This is a genomic window from Mycobacterium colombiense, from assembly GCF_001672755.1.
GTDB lineage: Bacteria > Actinomycetota > Actinomycetes > Mycobacteriales > Mycobacteriaceae > Mycobacterium > Mycobacterium colombiense_C.
This window is the reverse complement of the sequence record NZ_LZKI01000006.1, coordinates 55381-75880: the sequence shown is the minus strand read 5'-3', so window position 1 is coordinate 75880 and position 20500 is coordinate 55381. Positions and strand designations below refer to the sequence as shown.

General features: G+C 70.3%; 23 protein-coding genes. 16 read left to right on the top strand and 7 right to left on the bottom strand.

Annotated elements, in window-relative coordinates; genetic code table 11:
• Positions 1 to 6 precede the first annotated feature (6 nt).
• The 3 genes from A5708_RS01205 to A5708_RS01195 are packed head-to-tail and all read right to left on the bottom strand — an operon-like array spanning position 7 to position 2029.
• Complete coding sequence (locus tag A5708_RS01205; protein WP_081292770.1) at positions 7 to 879, bottom strand: SAM-dependent methyltransferase; 873 nt, start codon at positions 877 to 879, stop codon at positions 7 to 9.
• 5 nt (positions 880 to 884) lie between these two features.
• Positions 885 to 1715: a mycofactocin-coupled SDR family oxidoreductase gene (locus A5708_RS01200; RefSeq protein WP_065026870.1), complete on the bottom strand. Its 831-nt coding sequence runs from the start codon at positions 1713 to 1715 to the stop codon at positions 885 to 887.
• The gene (locus tag A5708_RS01195; protein WP_044484998.1) at positions 1715 to 2029 is read right to left on the bottom strand and encodes a putative quinol monooxygenase; all 315 of its coding nucleotides are present in this window, start codon (positions 2027 to 2029) and stop codon (positions 1715 to 1717) included. Before A5708_RS01195 ends, A5708_RS01200 begins: the two co-directional genes overlap by 1 nt.
• 2 nt (positions 2030 to 2031) lie before the next feature.
• On the opposite strand from A5708_RS01195, the gene A5708_RS01190 reads away from it, so the two are divergent.
• Positions 2032 to 4716, top strand: coding sequence for a DNA translocase FtsK 4TM domain-containing protein (locus A5708_RS01190; RefSeq protein ID WP_419538290.1), 2685 nt, complete (start codon positions 2032 to 2034; stop codon positions 4714 to 4716).
• A 79-nt stretch (positions 4717 to 4795) separates the two neighbouring features.
• Here the strand turns inward: A5708_RS01190 and A5708_RS01185 are convergent, their stop codons facing one another.
• Positions 4796 to 5329: an amino-acid N-acetyltransferase gene (locus tag A5708_RS01185; RefSeq protein ID WP_065026869.1), complete on the bottom strand. Its 534-nt coding sequence runs from the start codon at positions 5327 to 5329 to the stop codon at positions 4796 to 4798.
• Positions 5330 to 5394: 65 nt separating this feature from the next.
• Here A5708_RS01185 and pgsA point away from each other — a divergent pair, with 65 nt between their 5' ends.
• The 4 genes from pgsA (at position 5395) to pspM (ending at position 8191) form a co-directional block, all read left to right on the top strand.
• Positions 5395 to 5967: a CDP-diacylglycerol--glycerol-3-phosphate 3-phosphatidyltransferase gene (pgsA, locus tag A5708_RS01180; protein WP_065026868.1), complete on the top strand. Its 573-nt coding sequence runs from the start codon at positions 5395 to 5397 to the stop codon at positions 5965 to 5967.
• A 116-nt stretch (positions 5968 to 6083) separates the two neighbouring features.
• Entirely contained in the window at positions 6084 to 6410 is a 327-nt protein-coding gene (gene clgR / locus A5708_RS01175; protein ID WP_065026867.1) for a transcriptional regulator ClgR, read from the top strand.
• Positions 6411 to 6543: 133 nt separating this feature from the next.
• Entirely contained in the window at positions 6544 to 7371 is an 828-nt protein-coding gene (gene pspA / locus A5708_RS01170) for a phage shock protein PspA (RefSeq protein WP_065026866.1), read from the top strand.
• Between the two features lie 10 nt (positions 7372 to 7381).
• Positions 7382 to 8191 carry a phage shock envelope stress response protein PspM gene (gene pspM / locus A5708_RS01165; RefSeq protein WP_065026865.1) on the top strand — a complete coding sequence of 270 codons (810 nt, stop codon included), beginning with the start codon at positions 7382 to 7384 and terminating at the stop codon, positions 8189 to 8191.
• Positions 8192 to 8200: 9 nt separating this feature from the next.
• On the opposite strand, the gene A5708_RS01160 is transcribed toward pspM, so the two are convergent.
• Positions 8201 to 8632, bottom strand: coding sequence for a limonene-1,2-epoxide hydrolase family protein (locus tag A5708_RS01160; RefSeq protein ID WP_065026864.1), 432 nt, complete (start codon positions 8630 to 8632; stop codon positions 8201 to 8203).
• A 50-nt stretch (positions 8633 to 8682) separates the two neighbouring features.
• Between A5708_RS01160 and A5708_RS01155 the strand changes: the two genes are divergently transcribed.
• From A5708_RS01155 to A5708_RS01145, 3 genes are read left to right on the top strand one after another with little or no spacing between them, the layout of a single operon-like run.
• Positions 8683 to 9849, top strand: coding sequence for a glycosyltransferase (locus tag A5708_RS01155; protein WP_065026863.1), 1167 nt, complete (start codon positions 8683 to 8685; stop codon positions 9847 to 9849).
• A 49-nt stretch (positions 9850 to 9898) separates the two neighbouring features.
• On the top strand, positions 9899 to 10171 hold the full coding sequence (locus A5708_RS01150; protein ID WP_065026862.1) for a hypothetical protein: 273 nt from the start codon (positions 9899 to 9901) through the stop codon (positions 10169 to 10171).
• Positions 10172 to 10223: 52 nt separating this feature from the next.
• On the top strand, positions 10224 to 10418 hold the full coding sequence (locus tag A5708_RS01145) for a DUF3046 domain-containing protein (RefSeq protein WP_419538289.1): 195 nt from the start codon (positions 10224 to 10226) through the stop codon (positions 10416 to 10418).
• Positions 10419 to 10431: 13 nt separating this feature from the next.
• Here A5708_RS01145 and A5708_RS01140 read toward each other — a convergent pair whose 3' ends face one another.
• On the bottom strand, positions 10432 to 11079 hold the full coding sequence (locus tag A5708_RS01140) for a (2Fe-2S)-binding protein (RefSeq protein WP_065026860.1): 648 nt from the start codon (positions 11077 to 11079) through the stop codon (positions 10432 to 10434).
• Positions 11080 to 11256: 177 nt separating this feature from the next.
• Between A5708_RS01140 and recA the strand changes: the two genes are divergently transcribed.
• From recA to A5708_RS01120, 4 genes are all read left to right on the top strand, one after another.
• Positions 11257 to 12297, top strand: coding sequence for a recombinase RecA (recA, locus tag A5708_RS01135; RefSeq protein ID WP_065026859.1), 1041 nt, complete (start codon positions 11257 to 11259; stop codon positions 12295 to 12297).
• On the top strand, positions 12263 to 12784 hold the full coding sequence (recX, locus tag A5708_RS01130; RefSeq protein WP_065026858.1) for a recombination regulator RecX: 522 nt from the start codon (positions 12263 to 12265) through the stop codon (positions 12782 to 12784). Before recA ends, recX begins: the two co-directional genes overlap by 35 nt.
• Positions 12785 to 12845: 61 nt before the next feature.
• The gene (gene miaB / locus A5708_RS01125; protein WP_196772489.1) at positions 12846 to 14357 is read left to right on the top strand and encodes a tRNA (N6-isopentenyl adenosine(37)-C2)-methylthiotransferase MiaB; all 1512 of its coding nucleotides are present in this window, start codon (positions 12846 to 12848) and stop codon (positions 14355 to 14357) included.
• A gap of 8 nt (positions 14358 to 14365) precedes the next feature.
• A complete protein-coding gene (locus tag A5708_RS01120) occupies positions 14366 to 14992 on the top strand; it encodes a hypothetical protein (protein ID WP_081292775.1) in 627 nt (208 codons plus the stop codon).
• Here the strand turns inward: A5708_RS01120 and A5708_RS01115 are convergent.
• Complete coding sequence (locus A5708_RS01115; RefSeq protein ID WP_081292769.1) at positions 14989 to 16317, bottom strand: DUF349 domain-containing protein; 1329 nt, start codon at positions 16315 to 16317, stop codon at positions 14989 to 14991. The two genes, A5708_RS01120 and A5708_RS01115, sit on opposite strands and share 4 nt — an antisense overlap.
• Positions 16318 to 16640: 323 nt before the next feature.
• Here A5708_RS01115 and A5708_RS01110 point away from each other — a divergent pair, with 323 nt between their 5' ends.
• The 4 genes from A5708_RS01110 to miaA all read left to right on the top strand — a co-directional run bounded on the left by A5708_RS01110 (position 16641) and on the right by miaA (position 20499).
• Positions 16641 to 17570: a DMT family transporter gene (locus A5708_RS01110; protein ID WP_196772488.1), complete on the top strand. Its 930-nt coding sequence runs from the start codon at positions 16641 to 16643 to the stop codon at positions 17568 to 17570.
• 236 nt (positions 17571 to 17806) lie between these two features.
• Entirely contained in the window at positions 17807 to 18784 is a 978-nt protein-coding gene (locus tag A5708_RS01105; RefSeq protein WP_065026854.1) for a DMT family transporter, read from the top strand.
• A gap of 54 nt (positions 18785 to 18838) precedes the next feature.
• Complete coding sequence (locus A5708_RS01100) at positions 18839 to 19531, top strand: hypothetical protein (protein ID WP_065026853.1); 693 nt, start codon at positions 18839 to 18841, stop codon at positions 19529 to 19531.
• A gap of 8 nt (positions 19532 to 19539) precedes the next feature.
• Positions 19540 to 20499 carry a tRNA (adenosine(37)-N6)-dimethylallyltransferase MiaA gene (gene miaA, locus A5708_RS01095; RefSeq protein WP_065026924.1) on the top strand — a complete coding sequence of 320 codons (960 nt, stop codon included), beginning with the start codon at positions 19540 to 19542 and terminating at the stop codon, positions 20497 to 20499.
• The last annotated feature ends 1 nt before the right edge of the window (position 20500 follow it).

The following is a 20500-nucleotide window of genomic DNA, read 5'->3' as shown; positions in this document are numbered from 1 at the left end:
GACCCGCTAGATCTTTTCGGCGTAGGCCGACCACTCCAGTTGCGAGGTTTTGAGTTTGCGGCCGGTGGGCTCGACATAGCGCTGGGCCAGCTCGTCGGGACCGGCCTGCTCGACCAGCCGCCAGCCGTACTCGCCGAGGAACGCGGCGACCTCGTCGGGCTGCAGGCCGAAGTGCCACAGCTGCCGCCGCTGGCGCACGGTGCGGTAGAGCGTGCGGGTGCCGTACCGGTTGGTGCCGTCGATGAAATCCCGACGGACGTAAGTGAACACCAAACGGCTGCCGGGTGCGGTCGCGCGCAGACCCTCCAGCGTGCGCCGCACCGTCGCCTCGGTGAGGTACTGGGTGACGCCTTCGCAGATGAAGAACACTCGGTAGTCGGTGCGATAGCCGTGCTCGGCGAGTGAGGTGAGCAGGTCGTCATGCTCGAGGTTCAACGCCACCAACCGAACCGACAGCGGCGGCTCCCCGAGCACCCGGCGCACCGTCTTGAACTTCCTGGCGACGTTCACCGGCAGATCGACCTCGAACACCGGGATGCGCACCCGCCTGGTCAAGAGATAGGCGCGGGTGTCCAGCCCCGCCCCGAGGATGACGACGGCGTTGATGTCGTCGAGCGACTCCTTGAGCTTGTCGGCAATAAAGCGCTTGCGGCAGGCCAGATTCGCCCACAAGCCCGGACCGGTGAACTCCGAGCCGCGGATCATCAGCCGGCGAACCGGTGCGAAACGGGTCGCGCCGACGAGCCACCGCAGCGTGCCGGGCAGGAAGAGCTCGGCGAAGTCGTCGTCGACCAGGCGGCGTCCGGGCGGTTCGTTCTGCTCGACGGCGGCCAGCACCATCGGGCCAAATGCTGTCTGCGCGACCGGGTTTCGTGCCATGGCGGCTACTTGTTCAGGAATCCCGCGTCGACCGGCAAGGTCACACCGGTGATGTAGCGCGCCTGGTCGGACACCAGCCACGCCACCGCGTTCGCGATGTCCTCGACGTCCAGCACCTCGACCGGCATGGCATTGCCCATGGCTCCCGGCGTGTCCGTCGCGGCGGCCATCTTGGCCAGCCACTCGCGGGTGAACTCATTGTTGATCATCGGCGTCTCGACGCCGGACGGATGGATCGAGTTGACCCGGATCATCTGCCCGGCAAGCAGATTCGCGTAGACCCGCATCAGCCCGACCACCCCGTGTTTGGCGGCGGCGTAGCCGACGGAGCCGGCGTCCGGGCTGCCGACCCCGGCCAGCCCCGCGCTCGAACTGATCAGCACGATCGACCCGCCGGTGCCCTGCTTGACCATCGTGGGTATCGCGACCTTGATGGTGTTGTAGACCCCGGTCAGGTTGACGTCGATGACGTCGTGCCAGCCGTCGTCACCGGATTGCATGGGGGCGATCCCGGCGTTGGCCACCACGATGTCCAGGCGGCCGAACTCGTCCAGCCCCGCCTGCAGCGCCGCCGAGAGCGAGTCGCGGTGGCGGACGTCGCCCTGCCGGGCGACGATGCGGGCGCCGGTGTCTTCCACCAGCTTCACGGTGGCCGCCAGGTCGTCGGCGGTGGCCAGCGAGTAGGGGACGCTGGCGATTTGGTCGCACAGGTCGACGGCGATGATGTCCGCGCCGTCGGCGGCCAGCCGCACCGCGTGCGCGCGGCCCTGACCGCGCGCCGCGCCGGTGATGAATGCGACCTTGCCCTTCAGGGGCCCTTGCGACGAGCGGGTCATCAGGGCCGCAACTGTCCTTTGGCCGGGTCGCCCGCCGGGACCGGCTGCAGCATCTTGATGTCGGGGGCCCCGTCCAGGTGCTCGCCGGCCGCGGTGAACATTTTGGTGACCGCCGGCGCGGTGCTGTGTGCCTTGAGCGCCTCGGCGTCGGCCCACTGCTCGACGAAGACGAAGGTCTCGCCCGACTGGTGCAGCGAGTAGATCTCGCAGCCCGGTTCGTCGTGCACCTCTTCGACCGCCCGGGTGAGGATGTCGCGAACGGTGTCGACCGACTCAGGTTTGACGGTCATGGTGGCGACGACGACAACGGGCATTGATGGCCTCCTGGGGCGCGGTGGGGGTGGGTGACGAGCACGACTTCTCGCAACCGAATGTCACCCTACTCACGCGATTTGGCGGCCGATTGGCCCCATGCCCGACAAGCCGGATCGTTACCAGTGTGGCGGGTGGTGTAGATGATGCCGTTGCGACTACGCTTGCCGTCATGCCCAGCAAGACCGCCGCCCGCTCCGGAGGCCGAACGAGCAGGTCAAAGGCCACTTCGCGCACCAGCGGGTCCCGGGGTGCGCGCCCGGCGGCGCCCCGCAAGAAGGTCAGCAAGGCCGCCAGACGGCGTAACCATGCGCCGCTGGTCGGCGCCGGGTTGACCTGCGGGCGCGCCGCGCGCGCCATCTGGCTGATGGCCGCCCGGGGGACCGGCGGCGCGGCCCGGTCGATCGGGCGGGCCCACGACATCGACCCCGGGCATCGCCGCGACGGCATCGCGTTGCTGTTGCTGGGCTTTTCCGTGGTGGTCGCCGCGAGCTCGTGGTTCCACGCCGCCGGACCCGTCGGCACGTGGATCGACACGCTGCTGCGGACCTTCATCGGCGCGGGGGTGCTGGCGTTGCCGGTCGTCACCGCCGCGGTGGCGGTGACCCTGATGCGCACCGAACCCAACCCGGATGTGCGCCCCCGGCTGATCCTGGGCGCCAGCCTGATCACGCTGTCGGTGCTCGGCCTGCGCCACCTGTGGTCCGGTTCGCCCGGAGACCCTGAAGCGCGCCGCCGCGCGGCGGGGTTCATCGGCTTCGCCATCGGCGGGCCGCTCTCGGACGGGCTCACGCCCTGGATCGCCGCGCCGTTGCTGTTCATCGGCTTCATGTTCGGCCTGTTGCTGCTGACCGGCACCACCATCCGCGAGGTGCCCGTGGTGATGCGCAACCTGTTCCACACCCGGTTCGTCGACGAGGTCTACGACGACGAGCCCTACGACTATGCCGACGAGTTCGACGACGACGCCGAGGCGGAGCCCGCCAACTACCACGACGACGCGTCCTCCGTCCCGGACCAGGCGCCGCCTGCGTGGTCGCCGGACGACGATGCCCAGGCCGCGCTCCAGGACGACATCCCCACCGTGCCCGAACCCGCCGTCCAGCCCGCCCTGCAGGGCTCACGGAGCCGCAAGCGCGGGCGGTCGGCGGACAAGCACGACACGGTCGAGCTGGACCGGGTCGTCGAGGGGCCCTACACGCTGCCCTCGCTGAGCCTGCTGGTAGCGGGGGATCCGCCCAAGAAGCGCAGCGCCGCCAACAACGTCATGGCCGACGCCATCACCGAGGTGCTGACCCAGTTCAAGGTCGACGCCGCCGTCACCGGCTGCACCCGCGGGCCGACCGTCACCCGCTACGAGGTCGAGCTGGGGCCGGGCGTGAAGGTCGAGAAGATCACCGCGCTGCAGAAGAACATCGCATACGCGGTGGCCACCGAGAGCGTGCGCATGCTCGCCCCGATCCCGGGCAAGTCGGCCGTGGGCATCGAGGTGCCCAACACCGACCGAGAAATGGTGCGGCTGGCCGATGTGCTCACCGCCCCGTCGACCCGGCGCGACCACCACCCGCTGGTGATCGGGCTCGGCAAGGACATCGAGGGCGACTTCATCTCGGCCAATCTCGCGAAGATGCCGCACCTGCTGGTCGCCGGCTCGACCGGTTCCGGCAAGTCCAGCTTCGTCAACTCGATGCTGGTTTCGCTGCTGGCGCGCGCCACCCCGGAAGAGGTCAGGATGATCCTGATCGACCCGAAGATGGTGGAACTCACGCCGTACGAAGGCATTCCGCATCTGATCACCCCGATCATCACCCAGCCGAAGAAGGCGGCGGCCGCGCTGGCGTGGCTGGTGGAGGAGATGGAGCAGCGCTACCAGGACATGCAGGCGTCGCGGGTGCGGCACATCGACGACTTCAACGAGAAGGTCCGCTCCGGTGCCATCACCGCGCCGCTGGGCAGCCAGCGGGAGTACCGGCCCTACCCGTACGTGGTGGCGATCGTCGACGAGCTGGCCGACCTGATGATGACGGCGCCCCGCGACGTCGAGGACGCCATCGTGCGGATCACCCAAAAGGCCCGCGCCGCAGGCATTCACCTGGTGCTGGCCACCCAGCGCCCGTCGGTGGATGTAGTCACCGGTCTGATCAAGACCAACGTGCCCTCCCGGCTGGCGTTCGCCACGTCGTCCCTGACCGACAGCCGCGTCATCCTGGACCAGGCCGGCGCCGAAAAGCTGATCGGCATGGGCGACGGCCTGTTCCTGCCGATGGGCGCCAACAAGCCGATCCGGCTGCAGGGCGCCTTCATCACCGATGAGGAGATCCACGCCGTCGTCACCGCCTGCAAGGACCAGGCCGAACCCGAATACACCGAGGGCGTCACCACCGCCAAGCCCACCGGCGAACGCACCGATGTCGACCCGGACATCGGCGACGACATGGACGTGTTCCTGCAGGCCGTGGAGCTGGTGGTGTCCAGCCAGTTCGGTTCGACCTCGATGTTGCAGCGCAAGCTGCGCGTCGGCTTCGCCAAGGCCGGCCGGCTGATGGACCTGATGGAGACCCGCGGCATCGTCGGGCCGTCGGAAGGCTCCAAGGCGCGCGAGGTGCTGGTCAAGCCCGACGAACTGGCCGGAACGCTGGCGCTGATCCGGGGCGGCAGCGACGCCGACGGGGGGGACCCCGAGGACTAGCGCCGGGCGCGAACGCAAGGCAGAAACGGCCCGAATCCCTCCGTTCGGTTCACGCCCGGCGCGCCTAGTCCCAGTGCCGCTACAACCTCAGCAGCATCCGCGAGTTGCCGAGGATGTTCGGCTTGACGTAGCTCAGGTCCAGGAACTCCGCGACACCGATGTCGTAGGAGCGGCACATCTCCTCGAACACCTCGGCCGTGACCGGCGTCCCCTCGATCTCGGTGAATCCATGGCGGGCGAAGAATTCGGTCTCGAACGTCAGCACGAACAGCCGCTTCAACTGCAACTCGCGGGCGACCTCGAGCAGCCGGTCGACGATCGCGTGGCCGATGCCGTGTCCGGTCAGCGCCGGGGTGACCGCGACGGTGCGGACCTCGCCGAGGTCCGACCACATCACGTGCAGTGCGCCGCAACCGACCACCTGGCCCTCGTGCTCGGCCACCCAAAACTCCTGGACAGCCTCGTAGAGGGTCACGAGGTTCTTCTCCAGCAGGATCTTTCCCGAGTAGGTGTCGACCAGGTGCTTGATCGCCGGCACGTCGGACGTTCGCGCGCGCCGAACCAGCGGACGAGGGCGCTGCGGACTTTGGGTCACGGCTAACAGTATCGACATCTGGGACGGGTGCGCTGGTCAACCGTTATTCTGTTGCCGTGTCGGGGCAGCCGCAGACGGGTCCGATGGTAGGCCGCGCGAACATCGCCAACCTCGCCAATACGCTGACCCTGTTGCGGCTCGTGTTGGTGCCCATCTTCCTGCTCGCGCTCTTCGCCGGAGACGGCCACCAAAACGGCTTCCGCGTGGTGGCTTTCGTCATCTTCGCGGCCGCCTGCATCACCGATCGGCTGGACGGCCTGCTGGCCCGCAACTACGGCATGGCGACCGAGTTCGGCGCGTTCGTCGATCCGATCGCGGACAAGACGCTGGTGGGGTCGGCGCTGATCGGGCTGTCGATGCTCGGGGAATTGCCGTGGTGGGTCACCGTGCTGATCCTGGCCCGCGAATTCGGGGTCACCGTGTTACGGCTGGCCGTGATCCGCCGCGGCGTCATTCCGGCCAGCTGGGGCGGCAAGGTCAAGACTGTGGTGCAGGTGCTGGCCATCGGATTGTTCGTGCTGCCCTGGGCGGCAACGCCGGGGGCGTTCCGGGTGATCGCGGCGGTGGTGATGGGCGTGGCGATCGTGCTGACGGTGATCACCGGGATCGACTACGTCGTGTCGACCGTCCGGGAAGTGCGCCGCACGCCCGCCTGATTTCGGCGGCATCCGACGGGAACCAGACCACCGTTGTCGGCGTTCACCTAATGAGCACCTGCCGGAGGCAAGCTGAGTACGTGCCGCGCAGGGCCGACTGGACGAAGGAGGGCGGGATGCCGCCATTGGTGCGAGAGGTCATCGGCGACGTGCTGCGCGAGGCCCGCACGACACAGGGCCGGACGCTGCGCGAGGTGTCCGATTCGGCGCGGGTGAGCCTCGGCTACCTGTCCGAGGTGGAGCGCGGCCGCAAGGAGCCGTCCAGCGAGCTGCTGAACGCGATCTGCGACGCGCTGGACGTCCCGTTGTCGTCGGTTCTCACCCACGCCGGCGAGCGGATGGCCACCGAGGAGCAGGCGGCCGTCGGCGCCGCCGCGGACGGGGCGAGCGGCACCAGCATCAAGGTCGTCATTCCGCCGGTGGCGTCGTTGGCGCTGGCCTGAGCGCCGGGGACCGATCCCGCGTAAGGGGTGGGGCGATCGGCGCCGACCCACTAAATTGAGCGACAGGCGCGGAGCCCCTCAGGCCCATCCGGGGACCATCCGGATCCTCAAGAAGCGAAGGTGGAGCTAACTCATGGCCAATCCGTTCGTCAAGGCGTGGAAGTACCTCGCGGCGCTGTTCAACGCCAAGATCGACGAGCACGCAGACCCCAAGGTCCAGATCCAGCAGGCCATCGAGGAAGCGCAACGCACGCACCAGGCGCTGACCCAGCAGGCCGCGCAGGTGATCGGCAACCAGCGGCAACTCGAGATGCGGCTCAACCGTCAGCTGGCGGACGTGGAGAAGCTCCAGGTCAACGTGCGTCAGGCCTTGACGCTGGCCGACCAGGCCACCGCGGCCGGTGACGCCGCGAAGGCCACCGAGTACAACAACGCCGCCGAGGCGTTCGCCGCCCAGCTGGTGACCGCCGAGCAGAGCGTCGAAGACCTCAAGACGCTGCATGACCAGGCGCTGGGCGCGGCCGCGCAGGCCAAGAAGGCCGTCGAGCAGAACGCCATGGTGCTGCAGCAGAAGATCGCCGAGCGCACCAAGCTGCTCAGCCAGCTCGAGCAGGCCAAGATGCAGGAGCAGGTGAGCGCCTCGCTGCAGTCGATGAGCGATCTGGCCGCCCCCGGCAACGTCCCGAGCCTCGACGAGGTGCGCGACAAGATCGAGCGGCGATACGCCAACGCGATCGGTGCCGCCGAGCTCGCGCAGGGTTCGGTGCAGGGCCGGATGCTCGAGGTCGAGCAGGCCGGGGTGCAGATGGCCGGCCACTCCCGCCTGGAGCAGATCCGCGCCTCGATGCGTGGTGAGGCCCTGCCGACGGGCGGGACGCCGGCCGCCACGACGACGCCCGCCTCTCCCGCGCCCGCGGAGAGCGCCGGCGGCTCGGTCCCCGAGAAGCCACTTGGCCAGTAGCCGAAGTGTCATGGCGGTGAAGGCGACGCGGCCCGGTCCGTTGCGCGCGCTGCTGCACCGCGGCCTGGCCACCGCCGCCGACCTGTCCGACCTGGTGGCCCGCAGGATCAGCGCGGCCGCGGACCCGCGCGCCCGGCTGCTGCGGCGGCGTCGCCGCGCGCTGCGGTGGGGACTGATCTTCAGCGCCGGATGCGTGTTCTGGGCCGCGGTGACGATGCTGCTCGCGGCCTGGGGCTGGTTCGCCTTGCTACTCGAAATCACCGGCGGCGTCGCGGTTTTCATGGCCATCCCGGCGACGCTGTTGCTGCTGCGCTATCGCTGGCTCAAGTCCGAGCCGTTGCCGACGCCCCGGACCACGAGCGCGCGCCGGCTGCCACCCCCGGGTTCGGCGGCGCGCCCCGCGATGTACGCGCTGGGCGCCTCCGAGCGCGGGTTTTCCTCGCTGCTGGCGGTGATCGAGCGGGGCGCGATGTTGCCGACCGCCGAGATCCGCGACCTGACCGCGGCCGCCACCCGGACCTCGGCAGCCATGGCGTCCACCGCCGCTCAGGTGGTGTCGATGGAGCGGGCGGCGCAGGCCAGCGAGGAATCGCGGTCGTATCTGGTGCCCACCATCAACGCGTTTACCGCCCAGCTGGGTGCGGGCGTCCGCCAGTACAACGAAATGGTCACCGCGGCAGCGCAATTGGTGTCGTCGGCGAACGGCGACGGATCGGCCGCGTCGCAGCACTACCGCGCCGAGCTGGCCGGGGCGACCGATCGACTGGTCGGTTGGGCGCAGGCGTTCGACGAACTCGGCGGCTTGCGCGGCACCGGGTAGGCGCCTGGGTCAGAACGTCGCTTTGAGCGACGGCAACACCAGCGCCGCCAGGCCGCGCGCGGTGGCCTTGAGCATGTCGAAGAAGTCGAAGTAGTCCCGCCACAACGTGATTCGCCCGTTCTGGACCTCGAATACGCCGCACACCCAGAACTGCAGCCGCAGCGGGCCGAAGATCAGCGCGTCGGTGCGTTCGGTGAGTACCGCGCCGCCGTCGGCCGCGATGCGGTGGATCTTCACCTCGAAGGCGGCGCGGCCCTCCATCTGGCGAAACAGCTTGATGGCCCGGGCCCGGCCGTGGATGGTGGGCAGGCCGACGTTTTCGTAGACGAGATCGTCGGCCAGCGCGGCGCCGGCGGCGTCGTAATCCGCGTCCTGCAGGGCGTTCAGGAATCCTTCGACCGTGCGGGTGTTCGCAACGGTCGTGCCAGTCAGCTCGGTCATCTTGCCAGCGTAGGCGCGTGGCAACCGGGCGCTGTGGCAGGGTAAGCACGATGCGCGTCGCCGTGGTCGCCGGGCCGGATCCCGGGCATTCGTTCCCGGCGATCGCGTTGTGCCGGCGCTTCGCCGAAGCCGGCGACGAGCCCACGCTGTTCACCGGCGCCGAATGGCTGGACACCGCCCGCGGCGCCGGCATCGACGCCGCCGCGCTGGACGGGCTGGCGGCCACCGACGACGACGTCGACGCCGGGGCCAGGATCCATCGGCGCGCCGCGCGGATGGCCGTGCTCAATGTGCCCGCGCTGCGCGAGTTGGCGCCCGACCTGGTGGTGTCCGATGTCATCACCGCCGGCGGCGGCATGGCCGCCGAGCTGCTGGGCATCCCGTGGATCGAACTCAACCCACACCCGCTGTACCTGCCGTCGAAAGGACTGCCGCCGATCGGCAGCGGGCTGGCGCCCGGCACCGGCATCCGGGGCCGGCTGCGCGACGCCGCGATGCGCGCGCTGACGGCGCGATCCGTGCGCACCGGCCTGCAGCAGCGCGCGAACTCGCGCGTCGAGATCGGATTGCCGGCGCGCGACCCCGGGCCGCTGCGCCGGCTGATCGCGACGCTGCCCGCGCTGGAGGTGCCCCGCCCGGACTGGCCCGCCGAGGCCGTCGTCGTCGGGCCGTTGCACTTCGAGCCGACCGACCGGATCCTCGAGGTCCCGGCCGGCTCCGGGCCGGTGCTGGTCATCGCGCCGTCGACCGCCTTGATCGGCACCGAGGGCCTCGCCGAGGTCGCGCTGGGGTGCCTGACGCCGGGGGAGACCCTGCCGGCGGGGTCGCGGCTGCTGGTGTCGCGGTTGGACGGACCGGAACTGGCGGTGCCGCCGTGGGCGACGGTCGGGCTGGGACGCCAGGACGAGCTGCTGGCGCACGCCGACCTGGTGATCTGCGGCGGCGGCCACGGCATGGTGGCCAAGACGCTGCTGGCCGGCGTGCCGCTGGTGGTGGTGCCCGGCGGCGGCGACCAATGGGAGATCGCCAACCGGGTGCAGCGCCAGGGCAGCGCTCGGTTGATCCGGCCGCTGACCGCCGGCGCGCTGGTGGCGGCGGTCGACGAGGTGCTGGCGTCGCCGGGCTACCGCGCGGCGGCGCAGGCGGCGGCCGCGGGCATCGCCGACGTCGCCGACCCGGTCCGGGTGTGCCGCGACGCGTTGGCGGTGGCCGGATGATCCGCAGCGCGCCGCCCGGGTCGCCTTATGCTTCGGCGGGAGGCACCCGATGAGGATCATCACGACATTCGCCGCCGGCGCCCTGCTGGCCGCCGCGCTGGCCGGCGCGGCCGTCGCGCACGCCGACAGTCCCGAGGAACAGCAGGCCTGCCAGCTGATGGACGATCCGGCCGCCGCCCAGCAGGGACTCGCCCCAGCCGAATACGCCTTCATGCAGTTGCGCGCGACCATGTCGGCCCAACGCGCGCGCGACGTGATGTCGATCGCGGCCCAGGAGGACTGCCCCAACCACATCATCGACTTGCCGGCCAGCTGGAGGTAGCGCGCTTCGCGCTCAGGTGTCCGATGCCTGCGGGCTGGGTATGTTGACTCACGTGCGGCTAACGGAGTTTCACGAGCGGGTAGTCCTGCGCTTTGGCACCACCTACGGGTCCTCGGTGCTGGTGGATCACGTGCTGGCCGGCTTCGACGGCCGCACGGCAGCCCAAGCCATCGAGGCCGGGATCGAGCCCCGCGACGTCTGGCGGGCGTTGTGCGTGGACTTCGACGTGCCCCGGGAACAGTGGTGAACCAGGCGGCGGATCAGAGCCCGCAGTCCCCGCATTTGGCTCCGGCGGGTGTCCGGTAGAGCAGACAACAGCTGCGCCGCCGCCACCCGAGATCGCTGCCGGTCATCGTGCCGGCGAGCGCTCCCGTGTTCAGCAGCGAACCGGTGACCGCGGCGACCGGCTCGCGTAGGTCGGGCCGCACCGCCACCAACGCCTGCGCGGTCCCGACGAGGGCGGACGCGATGTTGCCGGCCAGCAGATCGGGTGCCACCTTGACCCGTAATCCCGCCGCGAGCGGTTCCATGTGCTCGCGCACGACGACGCGGTACAGCGCGTCGGGCAACGAGTCGCGGTCGACCGGGTCTCCGACGGGTTCGGGCAGCCGCAGCCGCGCCCCGTCGTCGGCCCGTTGCAGCCGCGCCAGATCCGGGATGACGCCGTGGCCGAGGGCGCACGCGAGGACGGGGGACCACAGCCGGGCGGCGTGGCCGAGCTGAACCAGGGACGCCCCAACCCGGCGCTCCGACGTCCGATAACGCGCGACGGTGGCGTCGATCAGGTCGGTGTAGCCGCCGGCGTAGGACCGGGTGACCGGGTGCCATCCGGCGGCCTCGCCGCCGACGGTCAGCGCGAAGAATCCGCCGTAGGACGAGATTTCCGACAGCTCCGCGGAAATGTCCATCTGTTTTCGGGGCCGGCCTTTCGCAATGTTGCACACGCGGCGTGTCGAACTTGAATCGAACACCTGTTCGGCTACTGTGGGGAACGTTCGGCCAGTCAACTTGTCGGTGGCCTTCTCTAGTGTCACCGCCAACCGACCGATACCGGTCAGACGAACACCGACTATAGGAGAGGCACCATGGCGCAAGCCCCCGATCGCGAGAAGGCTCTCGAACTGGCGATGGCCCAGATCGAAAAGAGCTACGGCAAAGGCTCGGTGATGCGTCTCGGCGACGAGACGCGTCAGCCGATTTCGATCATCCCGACCGGATCCATCGCACTGGACGTGGCCTTGGGCATCGGCGGGCTGCCCCGCGGCCGGGTCGTGGAGATCTACGGCCCGGAATCCTCGGGTAAGACCACCGTCGCCCTGCACGCGGTGGCCAACGCACAGGCCGCCGGCGGCGTCGCCGCCTTCATCGACGCCGAGCATGCCCTGGACCCGGAGTACGCCAAGAAGCTCGGCGTGGACACCGATTCCCTGCTGGTCAGCCAGCCCGACACGGGGGAGCAGGCCCTCGAGATCGCCGACATGCTGATCCGCTCAGGCGCCTTGGACATCCTGGTCATCGACTCGGTGGCCGCGCTGGTGCCGCGCGCCGAGCTCGAAGGCGAGATGGGCGACAGCCACGTCGGGCTGCAGGCCCGGCTGATGAGCCAGGCCCTGCGGAAAATGACTGGCGCGCTGAACAATTCGGGCACCACCGCGATCTTCATCAACCAGCTGCGCGAGAAGATCGGCGTGATGTTCGGCAGCCCCGAAACCACCACGGGTGGAAAGGCTTTGAAGTTCTACGCGTCGGTGCGCATGGACGTGCGCCGGATCGAGACGCTCAAGGACGGCACCAACGCGGTCGGTAACCGCACCCGGGTCAAGATCGTCAAGAACAAGGTGGCGCCGCCCTTCAAGCAGGCCGAGTTCGACATCCTCTACGGCCAGGGGGTCAGCCGGGAAGGCTCGCTGATCGACATGGGTGTGGAGCAGGGCTTCATCCGCAAGTCCGGCTCCTGGTTCACCTATGAGGGCGAGCAGCTGGGCCAGGGCAAGGAGAACGCCCGCACCTTCCTGAAGGAAAACGACGAAGTCGCCAACGAGATCGAGAAGAAGATCAAGGAAAAGCTCGGCATTGGCGCGGTCGTGACCGATGACGACGTCCTGCCCGCCCCCGTCGACTTCTGAGCCCTCCCGCGAAGAGCAGGCGCGGGCGCTGTGCCTGCGCCTGCTCACCGCGAGAGCGCGTACCCGGGCCGAGCTACACGGCCGGCTGGCCAAACGCGGCTATCCCGACGACGTCAGCGAACGGGTGCTCGACCGGTTGGCCTCCGTCGGCTTGATCGACGACGCCGACTTCGCCCAGCAGTGGGTGCAGTCCCGCCGGACGCACGCGGGGAAAAGCAAGCGCGCCTTGGCCGCCGAGCTGCACACCAAGGGCGTCGACAACGACGTGATCACCGCGACGCTGGCCGGGATCGATGCCGGCGCCGAGCGGGACCGGGCGGAGCAGTTGGTCCGGTCCAAGCTGCGCCGCGAGACGCTGAACGACGACGACGCGCGGGTGACCCGCAGGCTGGTGGGGATGCTCGCGCGCCGGGGTTACAGCCAGAACATGGCGTGCGAGGTGGTGTTCGCCGAGTTGGCCGCCGAGCGGGAGCGCCGCCGGGTCTAGGCCGGTGACGTGCGGTTTCTCGTGCGCCGACCGGTCGCCGTACCATGGCCCCGTGACTTCGATGGTGCGTGAGACCGCGGCGGCGGACGCCGCACCGGCGCGCACCTATCAAGTCCGCACCTACGGCTGCCAGATGAACGTCCACGACTCGGAGCGGTTGGCGGGCCTGCTGGAAGCGGCCGGGTACCAGCGTGCGGCCGAGGGCGCCGACGCCGACGTGGTGGTGTTCAACACCTGCGCCGTGCGCGAGAACGCCGACAACAAGCTGTACGGCAACCTCAGCCATCTCGCGCCGCGCAAGCGCGGCAACCCCGAGATGCAGATCGCCGTCGGCGGCTGCCTGGCCCAAAAGGACCGGGACGCGTTGCTGCACAAGGCGCCCTGGGTCGACGTCATCTTCGGCACCCACAACATCGGGTCGCTGCCCACGCTGCTGGAGCGCGCCCGGCACAACAAGGCCGCCCAGGTGGAAATCGCCGAGGCGCTGCAGGAGTTTCCGTCGTCGCTGCCCAGCGCACGCGAATCCGCCTATGCTGCTTGGGTTTCCGTCTCAGTCGGGTGCAACAACAGCTGCACGTTCTGCATCGTCCCGTCGCTTCGCGGCAAAGAGGTCGACCGCAGCCCCGACGACATCCTGGCGGAGGTTCGGTCGCTGGTCGACGACGGTGTGCTCGAGGTCACGCTGCTCGGCCAGAACGTCAACGCCTACGGGGTGTCCTTCGCCGACCCGGCCCTACCCCGCGACCGCGGCGCCTTCGCCCGCCTGCTGCGGTCCTGCGGCGACATCGACGGCCTGGAGCGGGTGCGGTTCACCTCGCCGCACCCGGCCGAATTCACCGACGACGTCATCGAGGCCATGGCGCAGACGCCGAATGTCTGCCCCGCCCTGCACATGCCGCTGCAGTCCGGCTCCGACCGGGTGCTGCGCGCGATGCGACGGTCCTACCGCGCCGAGCGCTACCTCGGCATCATCGACCGCGTCCGGGCCGCCATGCCGCACGCGGCCATCACCACCGACCTGATCGTCGGGTTCCCCGGTGAGACCGAAGAGGACTTCGCCGCCACGCTGGACGTGGTGCGCCAGGCCCGGTTCTCGGCCGCGTTCACCTTCCAGTACTCCAAGCGGCGCGGCACCCCGGCCGCCGAACTCGACGGGCAGATCCCGAAAGCCGTTGTGCAGGAACGCTATGACCGGCTGATCGAGCTGCAGGAGGCGATCTCGCTGCAGGGCAACCAGGCCCTGATCGGCCAGACCGTCGAATTGCTGGTCGCCACCGGCGAAGGACGTAAGGACAGCCGCACCGCCCGCATGACCGGGCGGGCCCGCGACGGCCGGCTGGTGCACTTCGCCGTCGACACACCCGGGGACGTCAGGCCCGGCGACATCGTCACCACGGTGATCACCGGGGCCGCACCCCACCACCTCATCGCCGACGCGGGCGTCGTCACGCATCGCCGCACCCGGGCGGGTGATGCGCAGGCCGCCGGGCAGCGCCCGCGCGGCATCGGCCTCGGCATGCCCGCCGTCGGGCCGCCCGTCGGCCCGACCGAACCCCTTGGATGTGCGCTGTGAAAAAAGAGATGAACAACGACGACGTACACCTCGGCGCCCTGCGGAGCGAGATCGAAGCCGCCGAACGCCGCGTGGCCCGCGGAATCGACCCCGGCCCGCGGGCCTTCCTGGTGTCGATCCTGGTGTTCGTGCTGCTGGCGTCCTTCGTCCTGCCGCACACCGGTGACGTGCGTGGCTGGGACGTGTTGTTCGGCAGCCACGGTGCCGGCGCGGCCGCCGTCGGCCTGCCGTCGCGGGTGTTCGCCTGGCTGGCGCTGGTGTTCGGCGTCGGCTTCTCGATGCTGGCGCTGGTGACGCGGCGCTGGGCGCTGGCGTGGGTTGCGTTGGCGGGCACGGCCATCGCGGGTGCCGCGGGCATGCTGGCGATCTGGTCGCGTCAGACCGTGGCCGCGGGGCACCCGGGGCCGGGCTGGGGCCTGATCATCGCCTGGCTCACCGTGCTCGTGCTCACCTACCACTGGGCCCGTGTGGTCTGGTCGCGCACCATCGTGCAGCTCGCCGCCGAGGAGCAGCGGCGCCGCGTCGCGGCGGCGCAGCAGTCGGCCACCCTGCTGGACGGCCTGGACGATCCGGCCACGCGCAGCGCCGGGGAGACCCGCGACGACCCCGGCACGACGGGGTCTGACGGCCGCTAGGGCTTGCGGGTCAGCGCCTCGACTGCCGCCTGCGCCCACTGTCGCCACTGCTCGGCGTTGGCCGTGGCCTCTTCGGCTTCCTTGGTGCGGCCCGCCGCCGCGGCCTTTTGCGCCTGCTGTTCGTATTGCTCGGCGCGGGCCTGGAACTGCTCGGCCCGGGCCTGCGCCTGCGGGTCGGACCAGCCCGTGTCGCCGGCGTCGCGCACCTTCTTCTCGACCGCGCGCAGCCGGCGCTCCAACTCGGCGGACCGCTCGCGCGGGACCTTGCCGATCGCGTCCCACTTGTCGGTGATCGTGCGCAGCGCCGCGCGGGCGGCGTCGTGGTTGCTGGTGTCCAGCTTCTCCGCCTCGGCCAGCAGCGCCTCTTTGGCGGTCGCATTGGCCCGGAACTCCGCGTCCTTCTCCGCCGTCACCGCGTTGCGGGCGGTGAAGAACACGTCCTGGGCTGCCTTGAAACGCCGCCACAGGGCGTCGTCGACCTCCCTGGTCGCCCGACCAGCCGCCTTCCACTCGGTCAGCAGCTTGCGGAATTCGGCGCTGGTGGCCGTCCAGTCGGTCGAGTCGGACAGCGCTTCGGCCCGCTCGCACAGGCGTTCCTTGGCCTGGCGGATCCCCGAGCGCTCCCGGTCCAGCTCCGCGAAGTGCGATCCCCGGCGCCGGTTGAACGCCTCCCGGGCCGCGGAGTAGCGCTTCCACAGCGCGTCGTCGACCTTGCGGTCCACCCCGCTGATCGTCTTCCACTCGTCGAGGATCGCGCGGAACCGGTCACCCGCGGCCTTCCACTGCGTCGAGTTGGCGGCCAACTCCTCGGCCTCCGCGGCCAGCGCCTCCTTGCGGGCGGTCTGGGTGGCGCGATGCTCGTCGCGCCGGGAGCGCTCTGCGGCGACGGCCGCCTCGGCGTGCTCGGCGATGGTGGTCAACCGGGCAGCCAGCGCATCGATATCGCCCAGCACAGCCGCCGTCGGCAGCGACTCGGCCAGCTCGGCCGCGTGCGCCTTGATCTTGCGCGCGTCACCGGACCCGGAGGCCAGGCGCTCCTCCATCAGGGTGACCTCGGTGGCCAGGTCGTCGAAGCGCCGGCCGAAGTGGGCGAACGCCGCCTCGCGATCGCCGGCCTGCCAGGAGCCGACGATGCGCTCGCCGGCGGAGCTGATCAGCCATACCGTGCCGTCATCGTCCACGCGCCCGAACTGGTGCGGATTGCTGGGCGGCGGCACCACCAGCGGGTGCGCGGTGGTGGGCCGCGGTGTCGGCCGGGGGCCGGGCCGCGGTCCCGGACGCGGCGCGGGCCGAGCTGAATCGTCGCGAGGCTCGTCAGCCGTCATGCGCTCGTCACTACCCTTTCACAACCCTTCCGCGCGGTCCGTGTCCCGCGCGCCTGCCGCGCGTAGCGGCACCGTCTCCTGCCTCTGTCGGATGCCCGGGGCCGGGTTCTCCCAACAGCTGCTTAACGATATTCAAGCAGCTTGCTCCGGCATGCGCCGCCACCTTGCCATTCCCGACCGGCCCGGCGGCCGCGCGGCACCGTCGCCGTCTCCGCACCGGCGGGTACGGTCGTGCTATCGCGTCACCGCATCGGAGTTCGTCGAACCCTGGTGAGCGTTGTCCTTCGGCTCTCGTCGGGGTCGCACGTCGATGGGAGGTCACCATCGCCAAGGTGGATATTGCTGCGCTCCTCGCGCTGATCGCCGCGCTGATGTCGGGCGTCGGCGACGTGATCCGGCAGCGCTCCGCGCAGGAAATCACCGACGACCAGGTGGGCCACCTGGAGCTGTTGCGGATGTCGTTGCGTGACGTCCGGTGGTGGCTGGGCGGGATCGCGGCGGTGGGCAGCTTCACGCTGCAGGCGGTGGCGCTGAGCCTGGGTTCGGTGGTGTTGGTGCAGGCCTTGCAGGTGACCGCGCTGCTGTTCGCCCTGCCGGTCTATGCCTGGCTGACCAAGCATCGGTTGAGCCGCCGCGAGTGGGTGTGGGCGGTCCTGCTGGCGGCCGCGGTGGCGGTCTTCGTCACCGTCGGGGAACCGGCCGCCGGTTACCAGCGGGCGTCGCTGGATTCCTGGGTGGTGGTCGCGATGGTGATCGGGCCGGCGATGGCGTTCTGCGTGCTGGGCGCGCGCCTCTGGTCGGGCCCGCTGGCCGCGGTGCTGCTGGCACTGGTGTCGGCGTCGTCGTGGGCGTTGTTCGCGGTGCTCACCAAGGCGGTCGTCGACGTGCTCCCGGACGGGCCGGGGGCGCTACTGCGCACCCCGGAGCTGTACGGCTGGCTGTTGGTCGCGGTGCTCGGCACGATCTTCCAGCAGTCGGCATTTCGGGCCAGCGCGCTCACCGCGTCGTTGCCGACGATGACGGTGGCTGAGCCGCTGGTCGCGTCGGTACTGGGGGTCACCGTGCTCGGTGAGACGCTCGGCGCCAAGGGCCCCGCGGTAATCGCCCTGGTGGCAGCGGTGGTGGTGGTCGTCGTCGCGACCACGGCCCTGGCCCGGGGAGAGGCCGCATCCATGAACGCGGCCGACGACGCGCCGGACGATCAAAGCGATGTTGTGACGCTGATCCCATCGCGCACGGCTGGCGAGGCGTGAAAAGGGCTGGCAGCGAACGGGCTTAGCTGTCGCTCACAGCTACCTGTGTAGTTCTCTTAGAGTTGTCCCACGCGTTACATAGGTTGCTGAAGTACTAGTTGAACGGTTACCTGCGGCGCAGTTAGCAACGTGTGGAACGTCATAAGTTTGTAGTTGAACTGAACGCAAATTGTGCGTGTATTTAGCTGCGCCTCGGGGAAAGCTGGTCGGACGGGTGTGAGGCGGAGGGGTCGAAAATGTCGAAAGTCGATGTCGCGGCGTTATTAGCTTTGTGCGCGGCGCTGGCATCCGCGGTGGGCGACGTGGTTCGGCAGCGCTCCGCACACGAGGTCACCGACAAACAGGTCGGCCACCTCGAGCTGTTCCGCATGTCCCTCAAGGACACCCGGTGGTGGCTGGGCGGCCTGGCCGCGATCACCAATTACAGCCTGCAGGCCGCCGCCCTGGCGTGGGGCTCGGTCGTCATGGTGACCGCGCTGCAGGTCACGGCGCTGCTGTTCGCGCTGCCCATCTACGCGCGGCTTGCCGGTCACCGGGTGAAGCCCCGCGAATGGGGGTGGGCGCTCATCCTGGCCGCCGCGCTGGCGGTCGTCATCATCGTCGGCGACCCGGCGGCCGGCGAGCAGCGCGGCCTGCTGCGAACCTGGCTCATCGTCGCCATGGTCATGATCCCGCTGCTGGTGGCCTGCGTGGTGGCGGCGCGGCGCTGGTCCGGCAGCCCGTTCTCGGCCGTGCTGCTCGCGGTGGTGGCGGGTTCCTCGCTGGCGCTGTTCGCGGTGCTGACCAAGGGCATTGTGGAGATGTCCGAGAACGGCCCGATGGCCGTGCTGACGTCGCCGGAATTCCTCCCCTGGCTGCTGGTGGCCCTGGTCGGGATGATCTTCCAGCAGTCGGCTTTCCGTGCCGGCGCGCTGACCGCGTCGCTCCCGACCATGACGGTGGCCAAGCCGGTGGTCGCCGGCCTGCTCGGGGTCCTGGTGCTGGGCGAGACGATGAACGCCAGCGGTCCCAGGGCGTTCGTGCTGATCGGGGCGGTGGCCGTGGTCATCATCGCGACGATCGCGCTGGCCCGCGGCGAAGCCGCCAGCATCGACCAGGCCGAGCAGAGGTCCGGTGGTGCCCCGCGAGAAATGCCGACCCCAGAGATGACCGAAGTCGACGACTTCGGCCCCTTCAGTGACCGTCTGCTCGTGGCGGACAGCTTCCGCCGGTGACGTCCGGCCCCGGCACGCCGCACTAGCGCCGGGCCGCCACGTTAGTTTGGTGGCGTGCTGAGCGCGATTGCGATCGTCCCGTCGGCGCCGGTCCTTGTCCCCGAACTCGCCGGAACGGCCGTCGCCGAGGTCGCCGACCTGGCCGCGGCGACGCTTGCCGCGGCCGCGCTGCTGCCCGACCGCTGGGTGGTGATCGGGGCGGGACCCGACGACGACGTGCTGGATCCCGACGCGGTCGGCACCTTCGCGGGTTTCGGCGCGGACGTCCGCGTTCGGCTCTCCCCGCAGGCGGACGAGGCCGCCCCGCCGATGACACTGCCGATCTGCGCGCTGCTCGCCGGGTGGGTACGCGGCCAGGCGCAGCCGAACGCCAGCGCGCAGGTCCGCGTCTACCGCGCCGACCACGACGCCGACACCGCGCTGAGTCTGGGCAGACACCTGCGCGCCGAGGTCGACCTGCTGGCCGAGCCGGTCGGGGTGCTGGTCGTGGCCGACGGCGCGAACACGCTGACACCGGCTGCCCCCGGCGGATACGACCCGGAAAACACCGACGCCCAACAGGCCCTGGACGACGCGTTGGCCGGCGGGGACATCGCCGCGCTGCGCCGCCTGCCGCAGCAGATCCACGGCCGGGTCGCATTTCAGGTACTGGCCGGCCTGGCAGAGCCCGGACCCCGATCCGCCAAGGAGCTGTACCGCGGAGCGCCCTACGGGGTGGGCTACTTCGCCGGCGCCTGGCAGCTGTGACGGCCGCCGTGCGCCCGCTGGCGATCATCGGCCCCACCGGCACCGGCAAGTCGCAGTTGGCCCTCGACTTCGCGGAACGGGTCGAGCGTCTCGGCGTCCGCGTCGAGATCGTCAACGCCGACGCGATGCAGCTCTACCGCGGCATGGATATCGGCACCGCCAAGCTGCCCGTCGACGCCCGGCGCGGCATCCCGCATCACCAGCTCGACGTCCTCGACGTCACCGAGACCGCGACCGTCGCCCGCTATCAGGGCGCCGCCGCGGCCGACGTCGAAGCGATCGCGGCCCGGGGCGCGGTGCCGATCATCGTGGGCGGCTCCATGCTCTACATCCAGTCGCTGCTCGACGACTGGTCGTTTCCGGCCACCGATCCCGCGGTGCGCGCGCGCTGGGAGCAGCGGCTCGCCGAGATCGGGGTCGGCGAGCTGCACGCCGAGCTGGCCCGCCGCGATCCCGCCGCGGCCGCGTCCATCCTGCCCACCGACGCCCGGCGCACGGTGCGTGCCCTGGAAGTGGTCGAGCTGACCGGTCAGCCGTTCGCCGCCTCCGCGCCCCGGATCGGCGCCCCAAGATGGGATACGGTCATCGTCGGATTAGACTGCGACACAACGCTTCTCGACGATCGTCTGGCCCGGCGCACCGACGCCATGTTCGACCGGGGTCTGGTCGGCGAGGTGATCGCGCTGCTGGACAAGGGCCTGCGCGACGGTGTCACCGCGTCGCGGGCGCTGGGCTACGCGCAGGTGCTGACCGCGCTGGACCAGAGCGGTCCGGCGGGCCCCGGCGCCGATCAGCTGCGGGACGCGCGCGAGCAGACCTTCTTCGGCACCCGGCGCTACGTCCGGCGCCAGCGGTCCTGGTTCCGCCGCGATCACCGGGTGCAGTGGCTCGACGTCGGCGCCGCGACCCCGGCCGAGAGCGCCGCGGTCGTCGACGCCGCCGTGCGGGCCTGGCGCCACGTATCCTGAG